The organism is Mycolicibacterium chitae (assembly GCF_900637205.1).
In the GTDB taxonomy this organism is placed as follows: domain Bacteria; phylum Actinomycetota; class Actinomycetes; order Mycobacteriales; family Mycobacteriaceae; genus Mycobacterium; species Mycobacterium chitae.
Map to the genome: position 1 here is coordinate 1,155,742 of NZ_LR134355.1, position 15,844 is coordinate 1,171,585.

Sequence of the window (15,844 nt, forward strand, 5' to 3'; positions counted from 1 at the left end):
TCACCGCCGCAGTTGCTCCTGCAGCTCATCGACGTAGCCGTCGTAGAACGCGGCGACGTCCTGCAGATCCACGTCGCCGGGAAGATCATCGGCGCGCTGGCGTGCGGTCAGGTAGTCGATGGTCGCGGCGACCACTCGTCGCTCGTCGGCCTCGGCTCCCGAAATCTGGGTCACCACAGCGGGATCGGCCCGCACGCGGAGGGTGACGGCGGCCGCGTCGAGATCCTCGTCCAGCTCCACCCAGACGAGGTAGTCGTGGTCGCCCAGCGATTCGATGCTGAGTTGCTGCTGGGTCATGACTCCCCCTTCGTGTTACGCGACCGCCCCGCATGCGCCTCGGCGCGCAGTCGCTCGACCATGTGCGGGTAGTGCAGTTCGAAAGCCGGACGCTCCGAACGGATCCGGGGCAACTCGGTGAAGTTGTGCCGCGGCGGCGGGCAGGTGGTGGCCCATTCCAGCGAGTTCCCGTGGCCCCACGGGTCGTCGACGGTGACCACCTCGCCGTATCGCCAGCTCCTGAACACATTCCACACGAACGGCAGCATCGAGACGCCGAGGATCAGTGCTCCCATCGTCGAGAGCACGTTGAGTGTGGTGAAGCCGTCGGTGGGCAGGTAGTCGGCGTAGCGCCGGGGCATCCCCTCGTTGCCCAACCAGTGCTGCACCAGGAAGGTGGTGTGGAAGCCGATCAGCGTCAACCAGAAGTGCAGCTTGCCGAGCCGTTCGTCGAGCAGCCGCCCGGTCATCTTCGGGAACCAGAAGTAGATGCCGGCGAACGAGGCGAACACGATGGTGCCGAACAGGACGTAGTGGAAGTGGGCGACCAGGAAGTAGCTGTCGGTGATGTGGAAGTCCAGCGGCGGGCTGGCCAGCATCACCCCGGAGAGGCCGCCGAGCAGAAAGGTGACCATGAAGCCCACCGCGAACAGCATGGGCGTCTCGAAGGTCAGCTGCCCCCGCCACATCGTGCCCAACCAGTTGAAGAACTTGATCCCGGTGGGCACCGCGATCAGATATGACATCAGCGAGAAGAATGGGAGCAGGACCGCGCCCGTGGCGAACATGTGATGGGCCCATACGGCCATCGACAGTGCCGCGATGGCGACGGTCGCGTAGACCAGCGTGGTGTATCCGAAGACCGGCTTGCGCGAGAACACCGGGAAGATCTCGGTGACGATGCCGAAGAACGGTAACGCCACGATGTAGACCTCGGGATGGCCGAAGAACCAGAACAGATGCTGGTACAACAGCACGCCGCCGTTGGCGGGGTCGTAAATGTGGGCGCCGAGGTGGCGGTCGGCGGCCAGGCCCAGCAGTGCGGCCGTCAGCAGTGGAAAGACCAGCAGCGCAAGGATGCTCGTGATCAGGATGTTCCAGGTGAAGATCGGCATCCGGAACATGGTCATGCCGGGGGCGCGCATGCAGACCACGGTGGTGATCATGTTCACCGCGCCGAAAATGGTGCCCAGCCCGCTGACGGCCAGGCCCAGGATCCACAGGTCACCGCCGGCGCCCGGCGAGTGGATCGCGTCGCTGAGCGGGGCGTAGGCGGTCCAGCCGAAGTCGGCGGCCCCGTTGGGGGTGATGAAACCCGAGAGCGCGATCAGCGCGCCGAAGACGAACAGCCAGAACGCCAATGCGTTCAGGCGGGGGAACGCGACATCGGGTGCGCCGATCTGCAGCGGTAGCACCAGGTTCGCGAATCCGAAGACGATCGGCGTGGCGTAGAACAACAGCATCACCGTGCCGTGCATGGTGAAAAGCTGGTTGTACTGCTCGTTGGACAGGAACTGCAGCCCCGGGGCCGCGAGCTCGGTGCGGATCAGCAGTGCCATCAGGCCGCCCGCGAAGAAGAACGTGAAACACGCGACCATGTACATGATTCCGATCATCTTGTGATCGGTGGTGGTGAGGATCTTGTAGATCAACGTGCCCTTGGGACCCACGCGCGCCGGATACGGTCGTCGAGCGGTGAGCGTCTCGTCGGGCGGTGCGGGGATCTCCGGGGCGGCGGTCATGGCCGGGGCCGCGGATCGGGAGGTTGCAGGTCCAGCGCCTTGCGGCGGCGATGCACGGTCAGGTAGCGCAAACCCTGTGGCCCCGCGCTGAACTTGCGTCGGGAGCGTCGGGGCAGCCAGAGCAGGTCGCCGGGTTTGAGGTCGAGTTCGGAGTCCAATTCCGTTGTCAGCCGGCCGCTTCCGTCCAGCACGTGGATCAGGACGTCGAGGTCGGGGCCGGTGTGGCTGTCGATGCCGCCGCCGGGCGGTAGCGCGATGACGTTGGAATCCAGATCTCGTTCGGCCACCGGGATGTTCCACACTGCGCCGGTGAGGTCGGCGTCGCGGTCCTCGGGAGCCTCGGCGGTGTTCAACAGGACCTGCGGAAGCGCGGCGGCGGTGCGCTTGCCGATCCGGATGCGCCATTCTTTCGGCCCGCGTTGCAGGTAGGTCCACTCGTGACTGCCGGGGTAGTCGACGTCGAACTCGTCGCGCAGATGTTTGGGGTCGTGGTTGTTCACCAGCACGAACGCGCCCCCGACGGGAAGATCCGAGTACGTCGCGAAGATCGTCGGGTGCTTCCGCGGCTTGGGGAGTTCGCGGACATCGAGTTCGGGCGTGGTGGGCACTGGTTCCCCCTAGTTTCTACAACCAACTCTTGTGTAAACTATCTCTCATGACCTACGTGATCGGCAAGCCCTGTGTCGACGTGAAGGATCGGGCGTGCGTCGAGGAGTGCCCCGTGGACTGCATCTACGAAGGCGGCCGGGCCCTCTACATCCACCCCGACGAGTGCGTGGACTGCGGTGCCTGCGAACCGGTGTGCCCCGTCGAGGCGATCTACTACGAAGATGACCTGCCGGATGAATTGACGCCGTACCTGGACGACAACGCGGCGTTCTTCGCCGAGACCTTGCCGGGACGGGACGAGCCGCTGGGATCACCCGGCGGGGCGGCGAAACTGGGTGCCCTCGAGGTGGATGCACCGCTGGTGGCCGGCCTGCCGCCGCAGCAATGAGTACCGCCGGTGGTCGCCGCCGCGATGTCCTGGCGGTGCTGCGGGAGGCGGACGAGGCGCTGAGCATCGCGGCCATCGCCGAGCGACTCGAGGTGCACGCCAACACCGTTCGCTTCCATCTCGACGCCCTGTTGGAGGCCGGCCAGGTGGAGCGCGCGGTGGTGCAGCCGGCCAAACCAGGTCGACCGCCGCAACTGTTCGTGGCGACCAGGGCCATGGACCCGGCCGGTCCGCGGGCCTACCGGCTGCTGGCGGAGACGCTGGTGGATTCGGTGGCGCGCAGCGGCGATCCCGTGACACATGCCAGCGCGTCGGGGAAGGCGATGGGCGCACAACTCGGCCGTCCGCGCCAGGCCGCGGCGCAGGACGAGCCGGTCGGACAACTCGTGGAACTGCTCGACGAGCTCGGCTTCGCCCCCGAGGCGCAGGGCGCCCGAATCGGACTGCGGCACTGCCCGTTTCTGGAGCTCGCCCAGGTACACCCCGAGGTGGTGTGCCCGGTGCACCTCGGTTTGATGCAAGGCGCAATGGAGGAGTGGGAGGCACCCGTGACTGTCGACAAGCTCACGCCGTTCGTCGAACCTGATCTGTGCGTGGCGCACCTGACCGGGGTGTCGTCGTGAGCGCGCCGGCGGCGGTTGCGGCCGCGGCGATCTTCTTCTGGCTCGGGATGGTCGCCGCCATCTCGTTCCTGGAAGCGCCGCTGAAGTTCCGCGCGCCCGGGGTCACGCTGCCCATCGGGCTCGGCATCGGCCGGCTGGTCTTCAAGGCCCTCAACGGCTGCGAGGTGGTGTTGGCCCTGGTCGTGGTGGCCGCGCTGGTCCTCGGGGCGCCGTCGGTTGTGGTGGTGGTCGCGGCGGGCGTGGCCGTGGTGGCGCTGCTCGCCCAGTTGGTGGCGGTGCGCCCGCGGCTCACCCAGCGCTCCAATGCGGTGCTCGCCGGCGGACCGGAATCCGGCAAGCGCTCCCGCGTGCACTTCGTGTACCTGGGTCTGGAACTGGTGAAGGTCATCGGACTGCTGGTGGCGGGCATCGCCGTGTTGGCCGGCTGAGGGGACGGGCCATGATGACGACCATGCTGCGCTCGGATATCACCGACCGCGACGACATCTACGACCTGCTGTCCCGGTTCTACGGTCAGGCCCTGGTCGACGATCTGTTGGCCGAACCGTTCACCGAGGTGCGCGCCATGGGGCTCGAGCAGCACCTGCCCGTGATGTGCGACTTCTGGGAGACCATGCTGTTCCGTGCGGGGCTGTATCGCCGCAGCGCGTTGGAGGTGCATCGCGAGGTGCACCTGAAGCACCCGCTGGGCACCGAGCATTTCGTGCGGTGGCTGACGCTGTGGCTGGCGACCATCGACGAGATGTTCGCCGGGCCGGTGGCCGAGCAGGCCAAGCTGCACGGACGGCGGTCCGCCTGGGCGTTCCATCGTCGGCTGGTCGGACACGACGCCCCGGAACTCGACGCGTTCCTCGGCCGCTGACCTGGCCTTCCCATCTGAGCGCGACTGTGCGCGTCCCCGGCCGACACGCCGCGAGAATCTCGTAGTTTGCGCACCTTCGCGGCGAAATCCCGCCGTCGGGAATTAACCGGACCATGGTCCGGTTATGCCTGGTGAGGGTGCTGGAAAGTCCACGCCCCACAGACTCCAAGGAGGCATTCATGACTGCAGGATTGACGACCACCCCGCTCGCCACCGGTACCTGGGCCATCGACCCGGTCCACTCGGCCATCAACTTCTCGGTTCGACACCTGATGGTGAGCAAGGTTCGCGGCAAGTTCGACACCTTCAGCGGTGCGATCACCATTGCCGAGGACGGCACCCCGTCGGTCTCCGCAGACATCGATGTCGCCTCGATCAACACCGGCAACGAGCAGCGCGACGCGCACGTTAAGTCCGCCGACTTCTTCGACGCGGAGAACCACCCGACGGCGACCTTCCGCTCCACCGCGGTCGAGGCCAAGGGCGAGGACTACGTGCTCCACGGCGACTTCACGCTGCACGGCGTCACCAAGCCGGTCAGCCTTGCGCTGGAGTTCAACGGCGTCAGCCCCGGCATGGGCCAGGGCGAGGTCGCCGGTTTCGAGGCCTCGGTGGTGTTGAACCGCAAGGACTTCGGCATCGACATCGATATGCCGCTCGAGACCGGTGGCGCCGTCGTCGGTGACAAGGTCACCATCAACTTGGACATCGAGGCGCTGCGGCAGTCCTGATCGCGGCCCGCGAGCGGGCGCAAACCACGCAAATCTGGCGGCGTGTCGGCCGGGGGCGCGCACGTTCGCGGAAAAAAGGGGGCTCGCGGTAGGAGGGGGCTCGGAGGTTAGAGAGGTTAGAGGCGGGCGGCGAGCTCGGTGCCTTGGCGGATGGCGCGCTTGGCATCGAGTTCGGCCGCCCGCGCCGCCCCGCCGATGATGTGCGGCGCGATGCCGTCGCGCCGCAACTGCTCTTCCAGATCCCGCACCGGCTCCTGTCCGGCGCAGATCACCACGTTGTCGACCGCCAGGGTTTGCGGCCGGCGATGGTCGGAGCCGAAGCTGATGTGCAGGCCGTCGTCGTCGATCCGCTCGTAGTTCACCTCGGAAAGCTGCTGCACCCCTTTGGCTTTCAGCGAGGCCCGGTGCACCCAACCGGTGGTCTTGCCCAGGCCGCGGCCCTGCGGGCCCTTGCTGCGTTGCAGCAGGTAGACCTCGCGGGCGGCCGGCGCGGGAATGGGCGTGGCCAACGCCCCGCGGGTCTGCGGCGCATCCTGGGGCGACAGCGCGCCCCATTCGGCCTGCCATTCCTTGAGATTCAGCGTGGGGGAGTCGTCGGTGGTCAGTAGCTCGCTGACGTCGAAGCCGATCCCGCCGGCGCCGATCACCGCGACCCGCCGCCCCACCGGCCGCAGCCCGTAGATGGCCTCGGGGTAGCTCAGCACCATCGGGTGGTCGATACCCGGGATGTCGGGCAGTCGCGGTGCGACGCCGGTGGCCAGCACGACCTCGTCGTACCCGGTCAGCTCGCCGGCGCCGACCCGCCGTCCGAGCCGGACCTGCACGCCGTGCTTGTCCAGCATGGTCGTGTAATACCGCACGGTCTCGGCGAATTCCTCCTTGCCGGGGATGCGCCGGGCCAGGTCGAACTGTCCGCCGATGAACTCGTTGGCGTCGAACAGCGTCACCCGGTGGCCGCGCTGGGCGGCCGTCACCGCCGTCGACAGCCCCGCCGGCCCGGCGCCGACGACGGCCACCGACTTCGCCCGACGGGTGGTGCCGAGGACGAGCGTGGTCTCGTGGCCCGCGCGCGGATTGACCAGGCACGACACCGTCTTGTGTGCAAATGCGTGGTCCAGGCAGGCCTGGTTGCAGGCGATGCAGGTGTTGATCTCGTCGGCGGCATCGGCGGCGGCCTTGGCCACCCAGTCCGGGTCGCTCAGCAGCGGCCGGGCCATGGAGACCAGCGCCACGTTGGTGTCGGCGAGGATCTGCTCGGCGGCCTCGGGCATGTTGATCCGGTTGGACGCCACCACCGGGATGTCGACGTGTGCGGCGAGCGCGCTGCTGATGTCGACGAAGGCGGAGTTGGGCACCGAGGTGACGATGGTGGGCACCCGGGCCTCGTGCCAGCCGAAGCCGGAGTTGATCAACGTCGCACCGGCGGCCTCGATTTCGGTTGCCAGGGCCACGATCTCGTCCCAGCTCTGACCGTTCTCGACGTAGTCGGCCAGCGACATCCGGTAGTCGATGATGAAATCCGGGCCGACGGCGGCGCGGGTGCGCCGCACGATCTCCACCGGCATCCGCCGCCGCTTCTCCGGGGTGCCGCCCCACTGGTCGCGGCGGCGGTTGGTGCGCGGGGCGAGGAACTGATTGAGCAGATAGCCCTCGCTGCCCATGATCTCGACGCCGTCGTACCCGGCCTCGCGGGCCAGCAACGCGCAGCGGACGAAGTCGTCGATGGTCTGGCGGACCCCGCGCGCGGACAGCGCACGCGGCCGAAACGGGTTGATGGGGGCCTTGATCGACGACGCGCTCACCGACAGCGGGTGATAGGCGTAGCGGCCGGCGTGCAGCACCTGCAGCAGGATCTTGGCGCCCTCGTCGTGCACCGCGGCGGTGATCCGTCGGTGCCGCCGCGCCTCCGACGACGACAACAGTTGCGCCGCGAACGGCAGCAGCCAGCCCGTGCGGTTGGGCGCGTAGCCGCCGGTGACGATCAGGCCGACGCCGCCGCGCGCCCGTTCGGCGAAATACTCGGTGAGCTTGCCGATGTCCTTGGCGCGGTCTTCGAGGCCGGTGTGCATGGAGCCCATCACCACCCGGTTGCGCAGCGTGGTGAAACCGAGGTCCAACGGCGACAACAGATTCGGATACAGCGCGCTCATGACTGTCCCTCCAGGGCGGCCAGTACCTCGTCGAGCCAGTCGACCGAGCCCTGCTCGGCGCGGATGCCGCCGCGCAACACCAGGTACTGGTGCAGCGCCGAGCCGGTGAGCGCGGCCGGGTCGGGGAACTGGCCCTTCTGGAAACCCCGGTAGACATCGAGCACCGCGGCGCGTTCGGCGCGCAGTGCGACCACCTGCTCGCGCAGCGATTCGAGCGCCGCCGGTCCGCCGAAGCCGACGCCGCGCAACTTCACCGCCAGATCACGGGAGCGGCCGTCGGTCACCGACGTGCCCTTGCCGCTCAGCGGTTCGGTGATCCAGCGGGCCAACTCGGCGCGGCCGGCCTCGGCCACCGTGTAGACCTTCTTGTCCGGGCGGCCCTGCTGCACGACGGGGGTGACGTGCACCCAGCCGTCGGCCTCCATGGCGCGCAGGGTCCGGTAGATCTGCTGGTGCGTCGCGCTCCAGAAGTAGCCGATGCTGCGGTCGAACCGACTCGCCAGCTCGTAACCGGACCCGGACTGCTCCGATAACGAGACCAGGATCGCGTGCGGCAAAGCCATGAAAAACACGCTAGGCGATACCGCGGGTCCTATGCAACTAGGTGCACAGAAACGGTGTTCATATCCACCTGTCGGTTTGGGTATTTTGTATATGCGACGTCTAGTATCAGTAAACGTGCTCCTACCTTGCGGTACACGGAAGTTAGGGCACACTGGCACAGCCGTCTAGTTTTGGCCATGGATACTGGTCGCAGCCCGCTGGACGACGAGATCAGCAGCTCACCCAAACGAGACACCGCAGAGAACCCTGAGGAGCTTTCTGTGACTTACGTGATCGCCGAACCTTGCGTCGACGTGAAGGACAAGGCATGCATCGAGGAGTGCCCCGTCGACTGCATTTACGAGGGCGCACGGATGCTCTACATCCACCCCGACGAATGTGTGGACTGTGGCGCTTGCGAGCCGGTCTGCCCGGTCGAGGCCATCTTCTACGAGGATGACGTCCCGGACAACTGGACCAGCTACACCCAGCACAACGCCGACTTCTTCGAGGAACTCGGCTCGCCGGGTGGCGCCTCGAAGGTCGGCCAGACCGACAACGACCCGGAGGCCGTCAAGAGCATGCCTCCGCAGAGCGAGGACTGATCCAGACGATGTCGCGCCGACGGTCGGTGTCGGCGTCGCTGCCGGTCTTTCCGTGGGACACCCTGGCGGAGGTCACCGCCACGGCCCGCGCGCATCCGGACGGACTCGTCGACCTGTCGGTGGGAACCCCCGTCGACCCGGTCGCGCCGGTGATCCAGGAGGCGCTGGCGGCCGCGGCCTCGGCCCCGGGCTACCCCACGACGGTGGGGACGCCCGCGCTGCGGGAGGCGATGGTCGCCGCGTTGCACCGCCGCTACGGCATCACCGGGCTCGGCGACGCCGCCGTGCTGCCGGCGGTCGGCACCAAGGAACTCATCGCCTGGTTGCCGACGCTGCTCGGCCTGGGGGCCGAGGACCTGGTGGTGATCCCCGAATTGGCCTACCCCACCTACGACGTGGGGGCCCGGCTGGCCGGGACCCAGGTGAGCGCGGCCGACTCGCTGACCCAGCTGGGCCCGCAGCGGCCCGCGCTGGTGTTCATCAACTCCCCGAGTAACCCGACCGGCAAGGTGCTCGGCGTCGACCACCTGCGCAAGGTCGTCACGTGGGCGCGGGAGCGCGGCGCGATCGTCGCCTCCGACGAGTGCTACCTGGGTCTGGGCTGGGACGCCGCGCCGGTTTCGGTGCTGCACCCCGACGTCTGCGACGGCGACCACACCGGTCTGCTGGCCATCCACTCGCTGTCCAAGACGTCCTCGCTGGCCGGCTACCGCGCCGGTTTCGTCGCCGGCGAAGTCGAGTTGATCGCCGAACTGCTGGCCGTCCGCAAGCACGCGGGCATGATGATGCCCGGCCCCATCCAGGCCGCCATGGTCGCCGCGCTGAATGACGACGCGCACGAGGTGGCCCAGCGCGAGACCTACGCGCGGCGCCGCGAGGTGCTGCTGCCGGCGGTGCGCGCGGCGGGCTTCACCGTCGAGCACTCCGAGGCGGGCCTGTACCTGTGGGCCACCCGTGGCGAACCGTGCCGCGACACGGTGGCCTGGCTGGCCGAGCGCGGCATCCTGGCGGCACCCGGGGAGTTCTACGGCCCGCGCGGGGCCCAGCACGTGCGAATCGCGTTGACCGCCACCGACGAGCGGGTGGCCGCCGCGGCCGCCCGGCTCGCCTGATTAGCGCCCCGACGGCACGGCGTCGTCGCTCTCGGCGACCGACATCTCCGGTGGCGGCACGCGGAACAGCCGGGTCAGATACAGCAGCCACCCGAAGCCGACCACCAGCCAGACCGCGCCGATCACCAGCGCGTTTACGTCGAGGTTGGTCAGCAGCCACACGATGACCAGCAGGCCGATCAGCGGTTGCACGGTCCAGCTCAGCGCATTGCGCGGGACTTCTCCGCGCGTGCGCAGGAACAGCACGATCACCGAGATGTTGACGAAGGCGAACGCGGTGAACGCGCCGAAGTTGATGAACGACGTCGACGTCGTCACGTCCAGCCCCAAGGCCAGCAGCCCGATGACGCCGGTGAGCACCAGGTTCAGCGCCGGGGTGCGGAACCGCGGGGAGATGTAGCCGAAGAACTTCCGGGGCAGCACGCCGTCGCGCCCCATGGCGTACATCAGCCGCGAGCCGGCCGCCTGGATCGGGATGCCGGCGGTGAACTGCGCGACGATGACGGTGGCCAGGAAGATCGCGCTGAAGAAGTCGCCGCCGATGGCGCGGGCGATGTCGAGGGCCGCCGAGTCGGTGTTCTCGAAGACCCCGCCCGGGTGTACCAGTTGGGTCACGAACGCGACCGCGACGAAGATCGCGCCCGCGATCGCGGCGGTCAGCACGATGGCCCGCGGCACGGTGCGGCGTGCGTCGACGGCCTCCTCGGCGAACGTGCTCACCGCGTCGAATCCGATGAAGCTGTAGGCGGCGACGGCGGCGCCGGCCACGACCGCGCCCAGGGTGGTCGCGTCGTTCCAGAACGGGGCGGTGGTGACGGCCAGGGCGTCGTCGGCGAGGATGCGGCGCAACGACAGGCCGACGAAGAAGGCCAGGACGAGGAACTGGAACCCGATCAGCAGCACGTTCAGCCGGGTCGCCACCTTGATGCCGACGACGTTGAGGACCGTCGTCAACAGGATGAACGCCAGCAGGAAGATCCACGACGGCACCCCGGGGAACTGCGCCGTCAGATACGCGGTTCCGATGAGCCAGACCACCATTGGCAGGAAGAAGTAGTCGAGCATGATCGCCCAGCCGACCATGAAACCCAGCCGCGGCCCCAGGGACCGGCGGGCGTAGGTGTAGGCCGACCCGGCGGCGGGGAACTCCCGGGCCAGCTTGGCATAGCTGAGCGCGGTGAAGATCATCGCGACCGTGGTCAACAGGTAGCTGCTGGCCAGCGTGCCGTTGCTGACCTCCGAGAAGGCGCCGAACGTGGTCAGGACGATGAACGGCGTGATGTAGGCGATGCCGAACAGCACCATCGGCCACAGCGTGATCGAACGCTGCAGGCCACCGGGAGCTTCAGTCACGGTTCTCTCCCTCCTTGCCGGCACCCCAACGGGCCGCGGTGATGCTGCCGTCGTAGAGCGGCAGCGGGATCTCGGCATCGTCGCCGCGGACCTGGCTCCACATCCGATTGAGTCCGCACGTGCCGTGGTCGCGCACGCGGGCGACGGCGCCGAAATCGAGTACGTCGGTGAGGAATGTCGGGCTCTCGCTGGGCGCCTGGGACCGCACCAGGCCCTCCGGGTCGACGATGATGCTGCGCCCGGTGCCCGACGGCGCGGCCGCGTTGACGCTGACCGTGTACATCTGGTTCTGAATGCTGGTGGCGCGCGCCAGGACGAGCTCCTGTTCCCGGTCCGACGTGGAGGTCTGGGCCGGGTAGATCGCGAGATCGGCGCCGTTGTAGGCCAAGTGGCGCCCGACCTCCGGGAACCAGATGTCATAACAGATGCCGAGGCCGACAGTGCCGATGTCCGGGATGTCGAACGTGACGAACTCGGTTCCGGAGGTGAACGGCTCGAAGGGCCGCCACGGGAAGATCTTTCGGTAGGCGGCGACCAGTTCTCCCGCGGGGGAGAACGCGGCCAGGGTGTTGAACAGTTCGCCCCGCGGTCCGCGTTCGATGACGGTTCCGGGTAGCAGCCAAACGTTTTCGGCGCGGGCGATCTCGGCGAGTTCGCGGGCGCGCGGCCCGTCGAGCGGTTCGGCGATGCGCTCGTAGGCCGTCCGGCGCTCGTCGGGGGTGCCGGCCACGGCGCAGGGGTGGAACTCCGGGTAGACGATCATCTTCGTCCGCGGGAAATCGGCCATCAGGCCACGCACTTCGGCACGCAGCTGTCGGGTCGCCACGGCCGGATCGCGCGCCGGTACCTGAGCCACGACGATCGGTAGCCGCCGATCCATTCCGCCCTCCAAATTAGGCGTTTGACAGCGAATTTCCCGCAGGAGGCTCGCGTTTTGTCCGATACTACTAACCACGCGGGCCCCGATATGGCTGTTCAGCCATACAGTTCGGCGGGCCGGGCCGAGGATCCTGGGGACATGGACGCCATCACTGGAATCACCGAGGTGCCGCTCCCACACAACGAACCCGTGCACGACTACGCCCCGGGCTCACCCGAACGCGACCGCCTGACCACGGCGTTGGTCGCCCTGGCCGACGAACCGATCGACCTGCCGCACGTGATCGGCGGCAAGCGCACCATGGGCGACGGCCGACAGATCCGGGTCGTGCAACCGCACCGGCACAGCGCGCTACTCGGCACGCTGACCAACGCCGAGCATGCCGACGCCGACGCCGCCGTGACGGCGGCCATGGCGGCCCGGGCGGACTGGGCCGCCATGCCGTTCGACGAGCGCGCCGCGGTCTTCCTGCGCGCCGCGGACCTGATGGCCGGGCCGTGGCGGGAACGGATCGCCGCGGCCACCATGCTGGGCCAGTCGAAGACGGCCTATCAGGCCGAGATCGACGCGCCGTGCGAACTCGTCGACTTCTGGCGGTTCAACGTCGCGTTCGCGCGCGACATCATGGCTCGGCAGCCCAACAGTTCCCCCGGGGTGTGGAACCGCACCGACTACCGTCCGCTCGACGGATTCGTCTACGCCGTCACGCCGTTCAACTTCACCGCGATCGCCGGTAACCTGCCGACCGCCCCGGCCCTGATGGGTAACACGGTGGTGTGGAAGCCGTCGGTCACCCAGACGCTGGCCGCCTACCTGACCCTGCAACTGCTCGAGGCCGCGGGCCTGCCGCCCGGGGTGATCAACCTGCTCACCGGGGACGGTCTGGCGGTCTCGGAGGTCGTGCTCGCCGACCCGCGGCTGGCCGGCATCCACTTCACCGGGTCCACGGGCACGTTCCAGCACCTGTGGCGGGAGGTAGGTGCCAACATCGAGCGCTACCACAGCTATCCGCGTCTGGTCGGGGAGACCGGCGGCAAGGACTTCGTCGTCGCGCACGCCTCGGCACGCCCAGATGTCCTGCGGACGGCGCTGATTCGCGGTGCCTTCGACTATCAGGGGCAGAAGTGTTCGGCGGCCTCGCGGGCGTTCATCCCGCGCTCGGTGTGGCAGCGGATGGGCGATGACTTCCTGGCCGCCACCGAGGCGCTGCGCTACGGCGACGTCACCGACCTGGACAACTATGGTGGCGCCCTGATCGACGAGCGGGCGTTCGCCAAGAATGTCAAGGCGATCGAACGCGCCAAGGATGCCCCCGGGGTGACCGTCGCCGTCGGCGGCGACTACGACGACAGCACAGGGTATTTCGTGCGTCCCACCGTGCTGTTGTCCGACGACCCGGGCGACGAGGCCTTCGCCACCGAGTATTTCGGGCCCATCCTCGCGGTGCATGTCTTCCCCGACGAGCAGTTCGACGACATCCTGGGCGTGGTGGACGCCGGGGCCAAGTACGCCCTGACCGGCGCGGTGATCGCCGACGACCGGGCCGCGATCGCCACCGCGTCCCAGCGACTGCGTTTCGCGGCCGGCAACTTCTACGTCAACGACAAGCCGACCGGCGCCGTGGTGGGTCAGCAGCCGTTCGGGGGCTCGCGCGCCTCGGGCACCAACGACAAGGCGGGATCGCCGCTGAACCTGTTGCGGTGGACCTCGGCGCGCTCGCTGAAGGAGACCTTCGTCCCGCCCACCGAGCACGGCTATCCGCACATGGGTGCCTAGCTATGGCCTCCGCGTTCGAAACCCTGGCGCGCCCAGCGATTCTGGCGGCCAGTCGGGCGACGCGGCTGCAACGGGCCGTCGAGCGCCTGCCCGTGACCCGGCGGGTGGTGCGCCGGTTCGTGCCCGGCGAGACCATCGAGGCGGTGTTGGGCGCGGTCGCGGACCTGCGCGCCACCCGGCGTCTGGTGAGCATCGATCACCTCGGCGAGGACGTCACCGACCTTGCGGCCGCCGAGGCGAACGTGGCGGCTTACCTGCGGTTGCTCGACGGGCTGGCCGGGCGGGACGGGGGCGTGGGTGATGGCGTGGATGATGGCGTTGCGCCGCTGGAGGTTTCGCTGAAGCTCTCGGCGCTGGGCCAGGCGCTGGGCCGCGACGGCGAGCGGGTCGCCTACGAGAACGCGCATACCATCTGCGGTCGGGCCGACGAACACGAGGTGTGGGTGACGGTGGACGCCGAGGACCACACCACCACCGACACCCGCCTGGCCATCGTGGCGAAGCTGCGCGCCGACTTCGATTCGGTGGGCACCGTGATCCAGGCCTACCTGCACCGCAGCGAGGCCGACTGCCGGGAACTCGCCGACGCCGGGGCGCGGGTCCGGTTGTGCAAGGGCGCCTACGACGAGCCGGCTTCGGTGGCCTACCGCGGCCGCGACGAGGTCACCGCCCACTATCTGCGTTGCCTGCGCGTGCTGATCGACGGCCCGGGCTACCCGATGGTCGCCTCGCACGATCCGGCCGTGCTCGACGCGGTTCCCGCGCTGCTCCGCGAGAGCGGCCGGGGCGCGGACGATTTCGAATATCAGATGCTCTACGGCATCCGGACCGACGAACAACAGCGCCTGGCCGACGACGGCAACACCGTGCGGGTCTACGTGCCGTACGGCACGCAGTGGTACGGATACTTCATCCGCCGCCTCGCCGAGCGGCCGGCCAACCTGATGTTCTTCCTGCGGGCGCTGGCGGGGCGCTGATCAGGCCGGGATGGCCGCCACCGGCATGACCACCGAACCCCGGCACGCGCCGGAGGCGATGTCGGTGTGCCACATGCCGCGCAGCGAACCGTCGGAGTGCGGGGCGTAGTAGGTGAACGAACGGGCCGGGCTCCACTGCGACTCCGCCCCGTCGGCCGCGCACTGCCACGCCCAGTCGTAGGTGGCCTTCCACTGCTGGCCGTCCCAGTTGTAGCGCAACGGATTGGGCACGGTCGGGTTCGACGAGGCCGGGCCGTGGGCCGTCGCCACACACGCGCCGCCGGAGCACGACGTCGACACCACGAACACCGCGCCGAAGTCGGCCTCGCTCTGCCGCGCCGCGACGCTGGTGCCGCCCTTCTGCGAGGCGTAGGTGACCATCGAGTACTGACCCGTCCACGCCTGCGGGGCGGCCTGGGCCGGCGACGCACCGGCGAGCAACAGACCCGCGACGAGACCGACCACGATCCCCAGCGCGGGGCAACCGCGCAGCGCGGAACGTAGACGGCGGGCAGACATGGCGATCCTTGCAGGTAGAGGGGCTTCTCCACCTCACGGTAGCCGCGCGATCCGACACGATAGGCCCGCGGCGCAGCGATGGCACGAGTTGTTACGGAGTCGATGCCGGGACTTGTCGGAGGCGTTGTCGGACCGAGACTTTGCCGTCAGTCGTGTCCGGACAACCTCAGCAGTGTCCAGGCGGCGATCGTCTGGGCGTCGGTGATGTCGCCGCGGCGGATCATCGCCTCGAGGTCGGCGCGCGGGAACCACGCGCAGCGCATGTCCTGCTCCTCGTGTTCGCGCTCGTGGCGGCCCTCGGTGAGACCGGTGGCCAGGAACACCCGCCCGCGCTGACTGCTCATCCCGGCCGCGACGTCGAGCAGGCCCAGCTCGATCATCGACTCGGCCCGCAGCCCGGTCTCCTCCCGCAGTTCCCGCGCCGCGAGTTCCAGCGGGGCCAACGGGAGCTGCCCGGGTGCGGCGCCCTGCGGGAACTCCCAGCGCCGCAGCCCCAGCGGGTACCGGTACTGCTCGACGAGCATGAACCGGTCCCCGTCCCGGGCGATCACCAACGCGTAGTCGGGTTTGTCGATCACCCCGTAGAGGCCGGGGCTGCCGTCGGGCCTGCGGATCTGGTCTTCGCGCACCGTCATCCAGTCGTTTCGGTACACGGTCCGGCTGGAGAGGCGCTCGATCGGATCCACCCGCCCAGTATC

18 protein-coding genes are annotated in these 15,844 nt (G+C 68.6%); 9 read left to right on the top strand and 9 right to left on the bottom strand.

Annotated elements, in window-relative coordinates; all coding sequences use genetic code 11:
- The 3 genes from EL338_RS05610 to EL338_RS05620 are packed head-to-tail and all read right to left on the bottom strand — an operon-like array spanning nucleotide 1 to nucleotide 2,626.
- Nucleotides 1-297 carry a hypothetical protein gene (locus EL338_RS05610; RefSeq protein ID WP_126332824.1) on the bottom strand — a complete coding sequence of 99 codons (297 nt, stop codon included), beginning with the start codon at nucleotides 295-297 and terminating at the stop codon, nucleotides 1-3.
- Entirely contained in the window at nucleotides 294-2,018 is a 1,725-nt protein-coding gene (gene ctaD, locus EL338_RS05615; protein ID WP_126332825.1) for an aa3-type cytochrome oxidase subunit I, read from the bottom strand. Before ctaD ends, EL338_RS05610 begins: the two co-directional genes overlap by 4 nt.
- Complete coding sequence (locus EL338_RS05620) at nucleotides 2,015-2,626, bottom strand: DUF2249 domain-containing protein (protein WP_126332826.1); 612 nt, start codon at nucleotides 2,624-2,626, stop codon at nucleotides 2,015-2,017. Before EL338_RS05620 ends, ctaD begins: the two co-directional genes overlap by 4 nt.
- Before the next feature lie 47 nt (nucleotides 2,627-2,673).
- Between EL338_RS05620 and fdxA (EL338_RS05625) the strand changes: the two genes are divergently transcribed.
- The 5 genes from fdxA (EL338_RS05625) to EL338_RS05645 all read left to right on the top strand — a co-directional run bounded on the left by fdxA (EL338_RS05625) (nucleotide 2,674) and on the right by EL338_RS05645 (nucleotide 5,231).
- Complete coding sequence (gene fdxA / locus EL338_RS05625) at nucleotides 2,674-3,015, top strand: ferredoxin (protein ID WP_126332827.1); 342 nt, start codon at nucleotides 2,674-2,676, stop codon at nucleotides 3,013-3,015.
- Entirely contained in the window at nucleotides 3,012-3,638 is a 627-nt protein-coding gene (locus EL338_RS05630; protein WP_126332828.1) for a helix-turn-helix transcriptional regulator, read from the top strand. The genes fdxA (EL338_RS05625) and EL338_RS05630 overlap by 4 nt, the downstream gene beginning before the upstream one ends.
- A complete protein-coding gene (locus tag EL338_RS05635; protein ID WP_126332829.1) occupies nucleotides 3,635-4,066 on the top strand; it encodes a hypothetical protein in 432 nt (143 codons plus the stop codon). Before EL338_RS05630 ends, EL338_RS05635 begins: the two co-directional genes overlap by 4 nt.
- Nucleotides 4,067-4,077: 11 nt before the next feature.
- Nucleotides 4,078-4,500: a group III truncated hemoglobin gene (locus EL338_RS05640; RefSeq protein ID WP_126332830.1), complete on the top strand. Its 423-nt coding sequence runs from the start codon at nucleotides 4,078-4,080 to the stop codon at nucleotides 4,498-4,500.
- Between the two features lie 179 nt (nucleotides 4,501-4,679).
- Complete coding sequence (locus EL338_RS05645) at nucleotides 4,680-5,231, top strand: YceI family protein (protein WP_126332831.1); 552 nt, start codon at nucleotides 4,680-4,682, stop codon at nucleotides 5,229-5,231.
- A gap of 116 nt (nucleotides 5,232-5,347) precedes the next feature.
- Here EL338_RS05645 and EL338_RS05650 read toward each other — a convergent pair whose 3' ends face one another.
- Nucleotides 5,348-7,381, bottom strand: coding sequence for an NADPH-dependent 2,4-dienoyl-CoA reductase (locus EL338_RS05650; RefSeq protein WP_126332832.1), 2,034 nt, complete (start codon nucleotides 7,379-7,381; stop codon nucleotides 5,348-5,350).
- A complete protein-coding gene (locus EL338_RS05655; protein ID WP_126332833.1) occupies nucleotides 7,378-7,944 on the bottom strand; it encodes a PadR family transcriptional regulator in 567 nt (188 codons plus the stop codon). Before EL338_RS05655 ends, EL338_RS05650 begins: the two co-directional genes overlap by 4 nt.
- A gap of 261 nt (nucleotides 7,945-8,205) precedes the next feature.
- Between EL338_RS05655 and fdxA (EL338_RS05660) the strand changes: the two genes are divergently transcribed.
- Together fdxA (EL338_RS05660) and dapC are read left to right on the top strand one after the other, a co-directional pair.
- Nucleotides 8,206-8,529 carry a ferredoxin gene (gene fdxA / locus EL338_RS05660; protein WP_126332834.1) on the top strand — a complete coding sequence of 108 codons (324 nt, stop codon included), beginning with the start codon at nucleotides 8,206-8,208 and terminating at the stop codon, nucleotides 8,527-8,529.
- A gap of 26 nt (nucleotides 8,530-8,555) precedes the next feature.
- Nucleotides 8,556-9,641, top strand: a complete 1,086-nt coding sequence (dapC, locus tag EL338_RS05665; RefSeq protein ID WP_197721931.1) for a succinyldiaminopimelate transaminase — start codon at nucleotides 8,556-8,558, stop codon at nucleotides 9,639-9,641.
- On the opposite strand, the gene EL338_RS05670 is transcribed toward dapC, so the two are convergent.
- Together EL338_RS05670 and EL338_RS05675 are read right to left on the bottom strand one after the other, a co-directional pair.
- A complete protein-coding gene (locus tag EL338_RS05670; protein WP_126332836.1) occupies nucleotides 9,642-10,994 on the bottom strand; it encodes an APC family permease in 1,353 nt (450 codons plus the stop codon).
- Nucleotides 10,987-11,874, bottom strand: a complete 888-nt coding sequence (locus EL338_RS05675) for a carbon-nitrogen hydrolase family protein (protein ID WP_126332837.1) — start codon at nucleotides 11,872-11,874, stop codon at nucleotides 10,987-10,989. Before EL338_RS05675 ends, EL338_RS05670 begins: the two co-directional genes overlap by 8 nt.
- A gap of 147 nt (nucleotides 11,875-12,021) precedes the next feature.
- Between EL338_RS05675 and pruA the strand changes: the two genes are divergently transcribed.
- A complete protein-coding gene (gene pruA / locus EL338_RS05680) occupies nucleotides 12,022-13,650 on the top strand; it encodes an L-glutamate gamma-semialdehyde dehydrogenase (protein WP_435404922.1) in 1,629 nt (542 codons plus the stop codon).
- 2 nt (nucleotides 13,651-13,652) lie between these two features.
- Nucleotides 13,653-14,627 carry a proline dehydrogenase family protein gene (locus EL338_RS05685; protein ID WP_126332839.1) on the top strand — a complete coding sequence of 325 codons (975 nt, stop codon included), beginning with the start codon at nucleotides 13,653-13,655 and terminating at the stop codon, nucleotides 14,625-14,627.
- Here EL338_RS05685 and EL338_RS05690 read toward each other — a convergent pair whose 3' ends face one another.
- A complete protein-coding gene (locus tag EL338_RS05690) occupies nucleotides 14,628-15,146 on the bottom strand; it encodes an Rv2253 family sensor-like surface protein (protein ID WP_235666383.1) in 519 nt (172 codons plus the stop codon).
- Nucleotides 15,147-15,292: 146 nt separating this feature from the next.
- The gene (locus EL338_RS05695; RefSeq protein WP_126332840.1) at nucleotides 15,293-15,832 is read right to left on the bottom strand and encodes an NUDIX domain-containing protein; all 540 of its coding nucleotides are present in this window, start codon (nucleotides 15,830-15,832) and stop codon (nucleotides 15,293-15,295) included.
- Nucleotides 15,833-15,844 lie beyond the last annotated feature (12 nt).

Excerpts from the sequence above, each read along its gene's own strand:
- EL338_RS05610 (WP_126332824.1), bottom strand. The coding sequence starts at position 297 with ATGACCCAGCAGCAACTCAGCATCGAATCGCTGGGCGACCACGACTAC.
- ctaD (WP_126332825.1), bottom strand. The coding sequence starts at position 2,018 with ATGACCGCCGCCCCGGAGATCCCCGCACCGCCCGACGAGACGCTCACC.
- fdxA (WP_126332827.1), top strand. The coding sequence starts at position 2,674 with ATGACCTACGTGATCGGCAAGCCCTGTGTCGACGTGAAGGATCGGGCG.
- EL338_RS05630 (WP_126332828.1), top strand. The coding sequence starts at position 3,012 with ATGAGTACCGCCGGTGGTCGCCGCCGCGATGTCCTGGCGGTGCTGCGG.
- EL338_RS05640 (WP_126332830.1), top strand. The coding sequence starts at position 4,078 with ATGATGACGACCATGCTGCGCTCGGATATCACCGACCGCGACGACATC.
- EL338_RS05645 (WP_126332831.1), top strand. The coding sequence starts at position 4,680 with ATGACTGCAGGATTGACGACCACCCCGCTCGCCACCGGTACCTGGGCC.
- EL338_RS05650 (WP_126332832.1), bottom strand. The coding sequence starts at position 7,381 with ATGAGCGCGCTGTATCCGAATCTGTTGTCGCCGTTGGACCTCGGTTTC.
- EL338_RS05655 (WP_126332833.1), bottom strand. The coding sequence starts at position 7,944 with ATGGCTTTGCCGCACGCGATCCTGGTCTCGTTATCGGAGCAGTCCGGG.
- EL338_RS05675 (WP_126332837.1), bottom strand. The coding sequence starts at position 11,874 with ATGGATCGGCGGCTACCGATCGTCGTGGCTCAGGTACCGGCGCGCGAT.
- EL338_RS05685 (WP_126332839.1), top strand. The coding sequence starts at position 13,653 with ATGGCCTCCGCGTTCGAAACCCTGGCGCGCCCAGCGATTCTGGCGGCC.
- EL338_RS05690 (WP_235666383.1), bottom strand. The coding sequence starts at position 15,146 with ATGTCTGCCCGCCGTCTACGTTCCGCGCTGCGCGGTTGCCCCGCGCTG.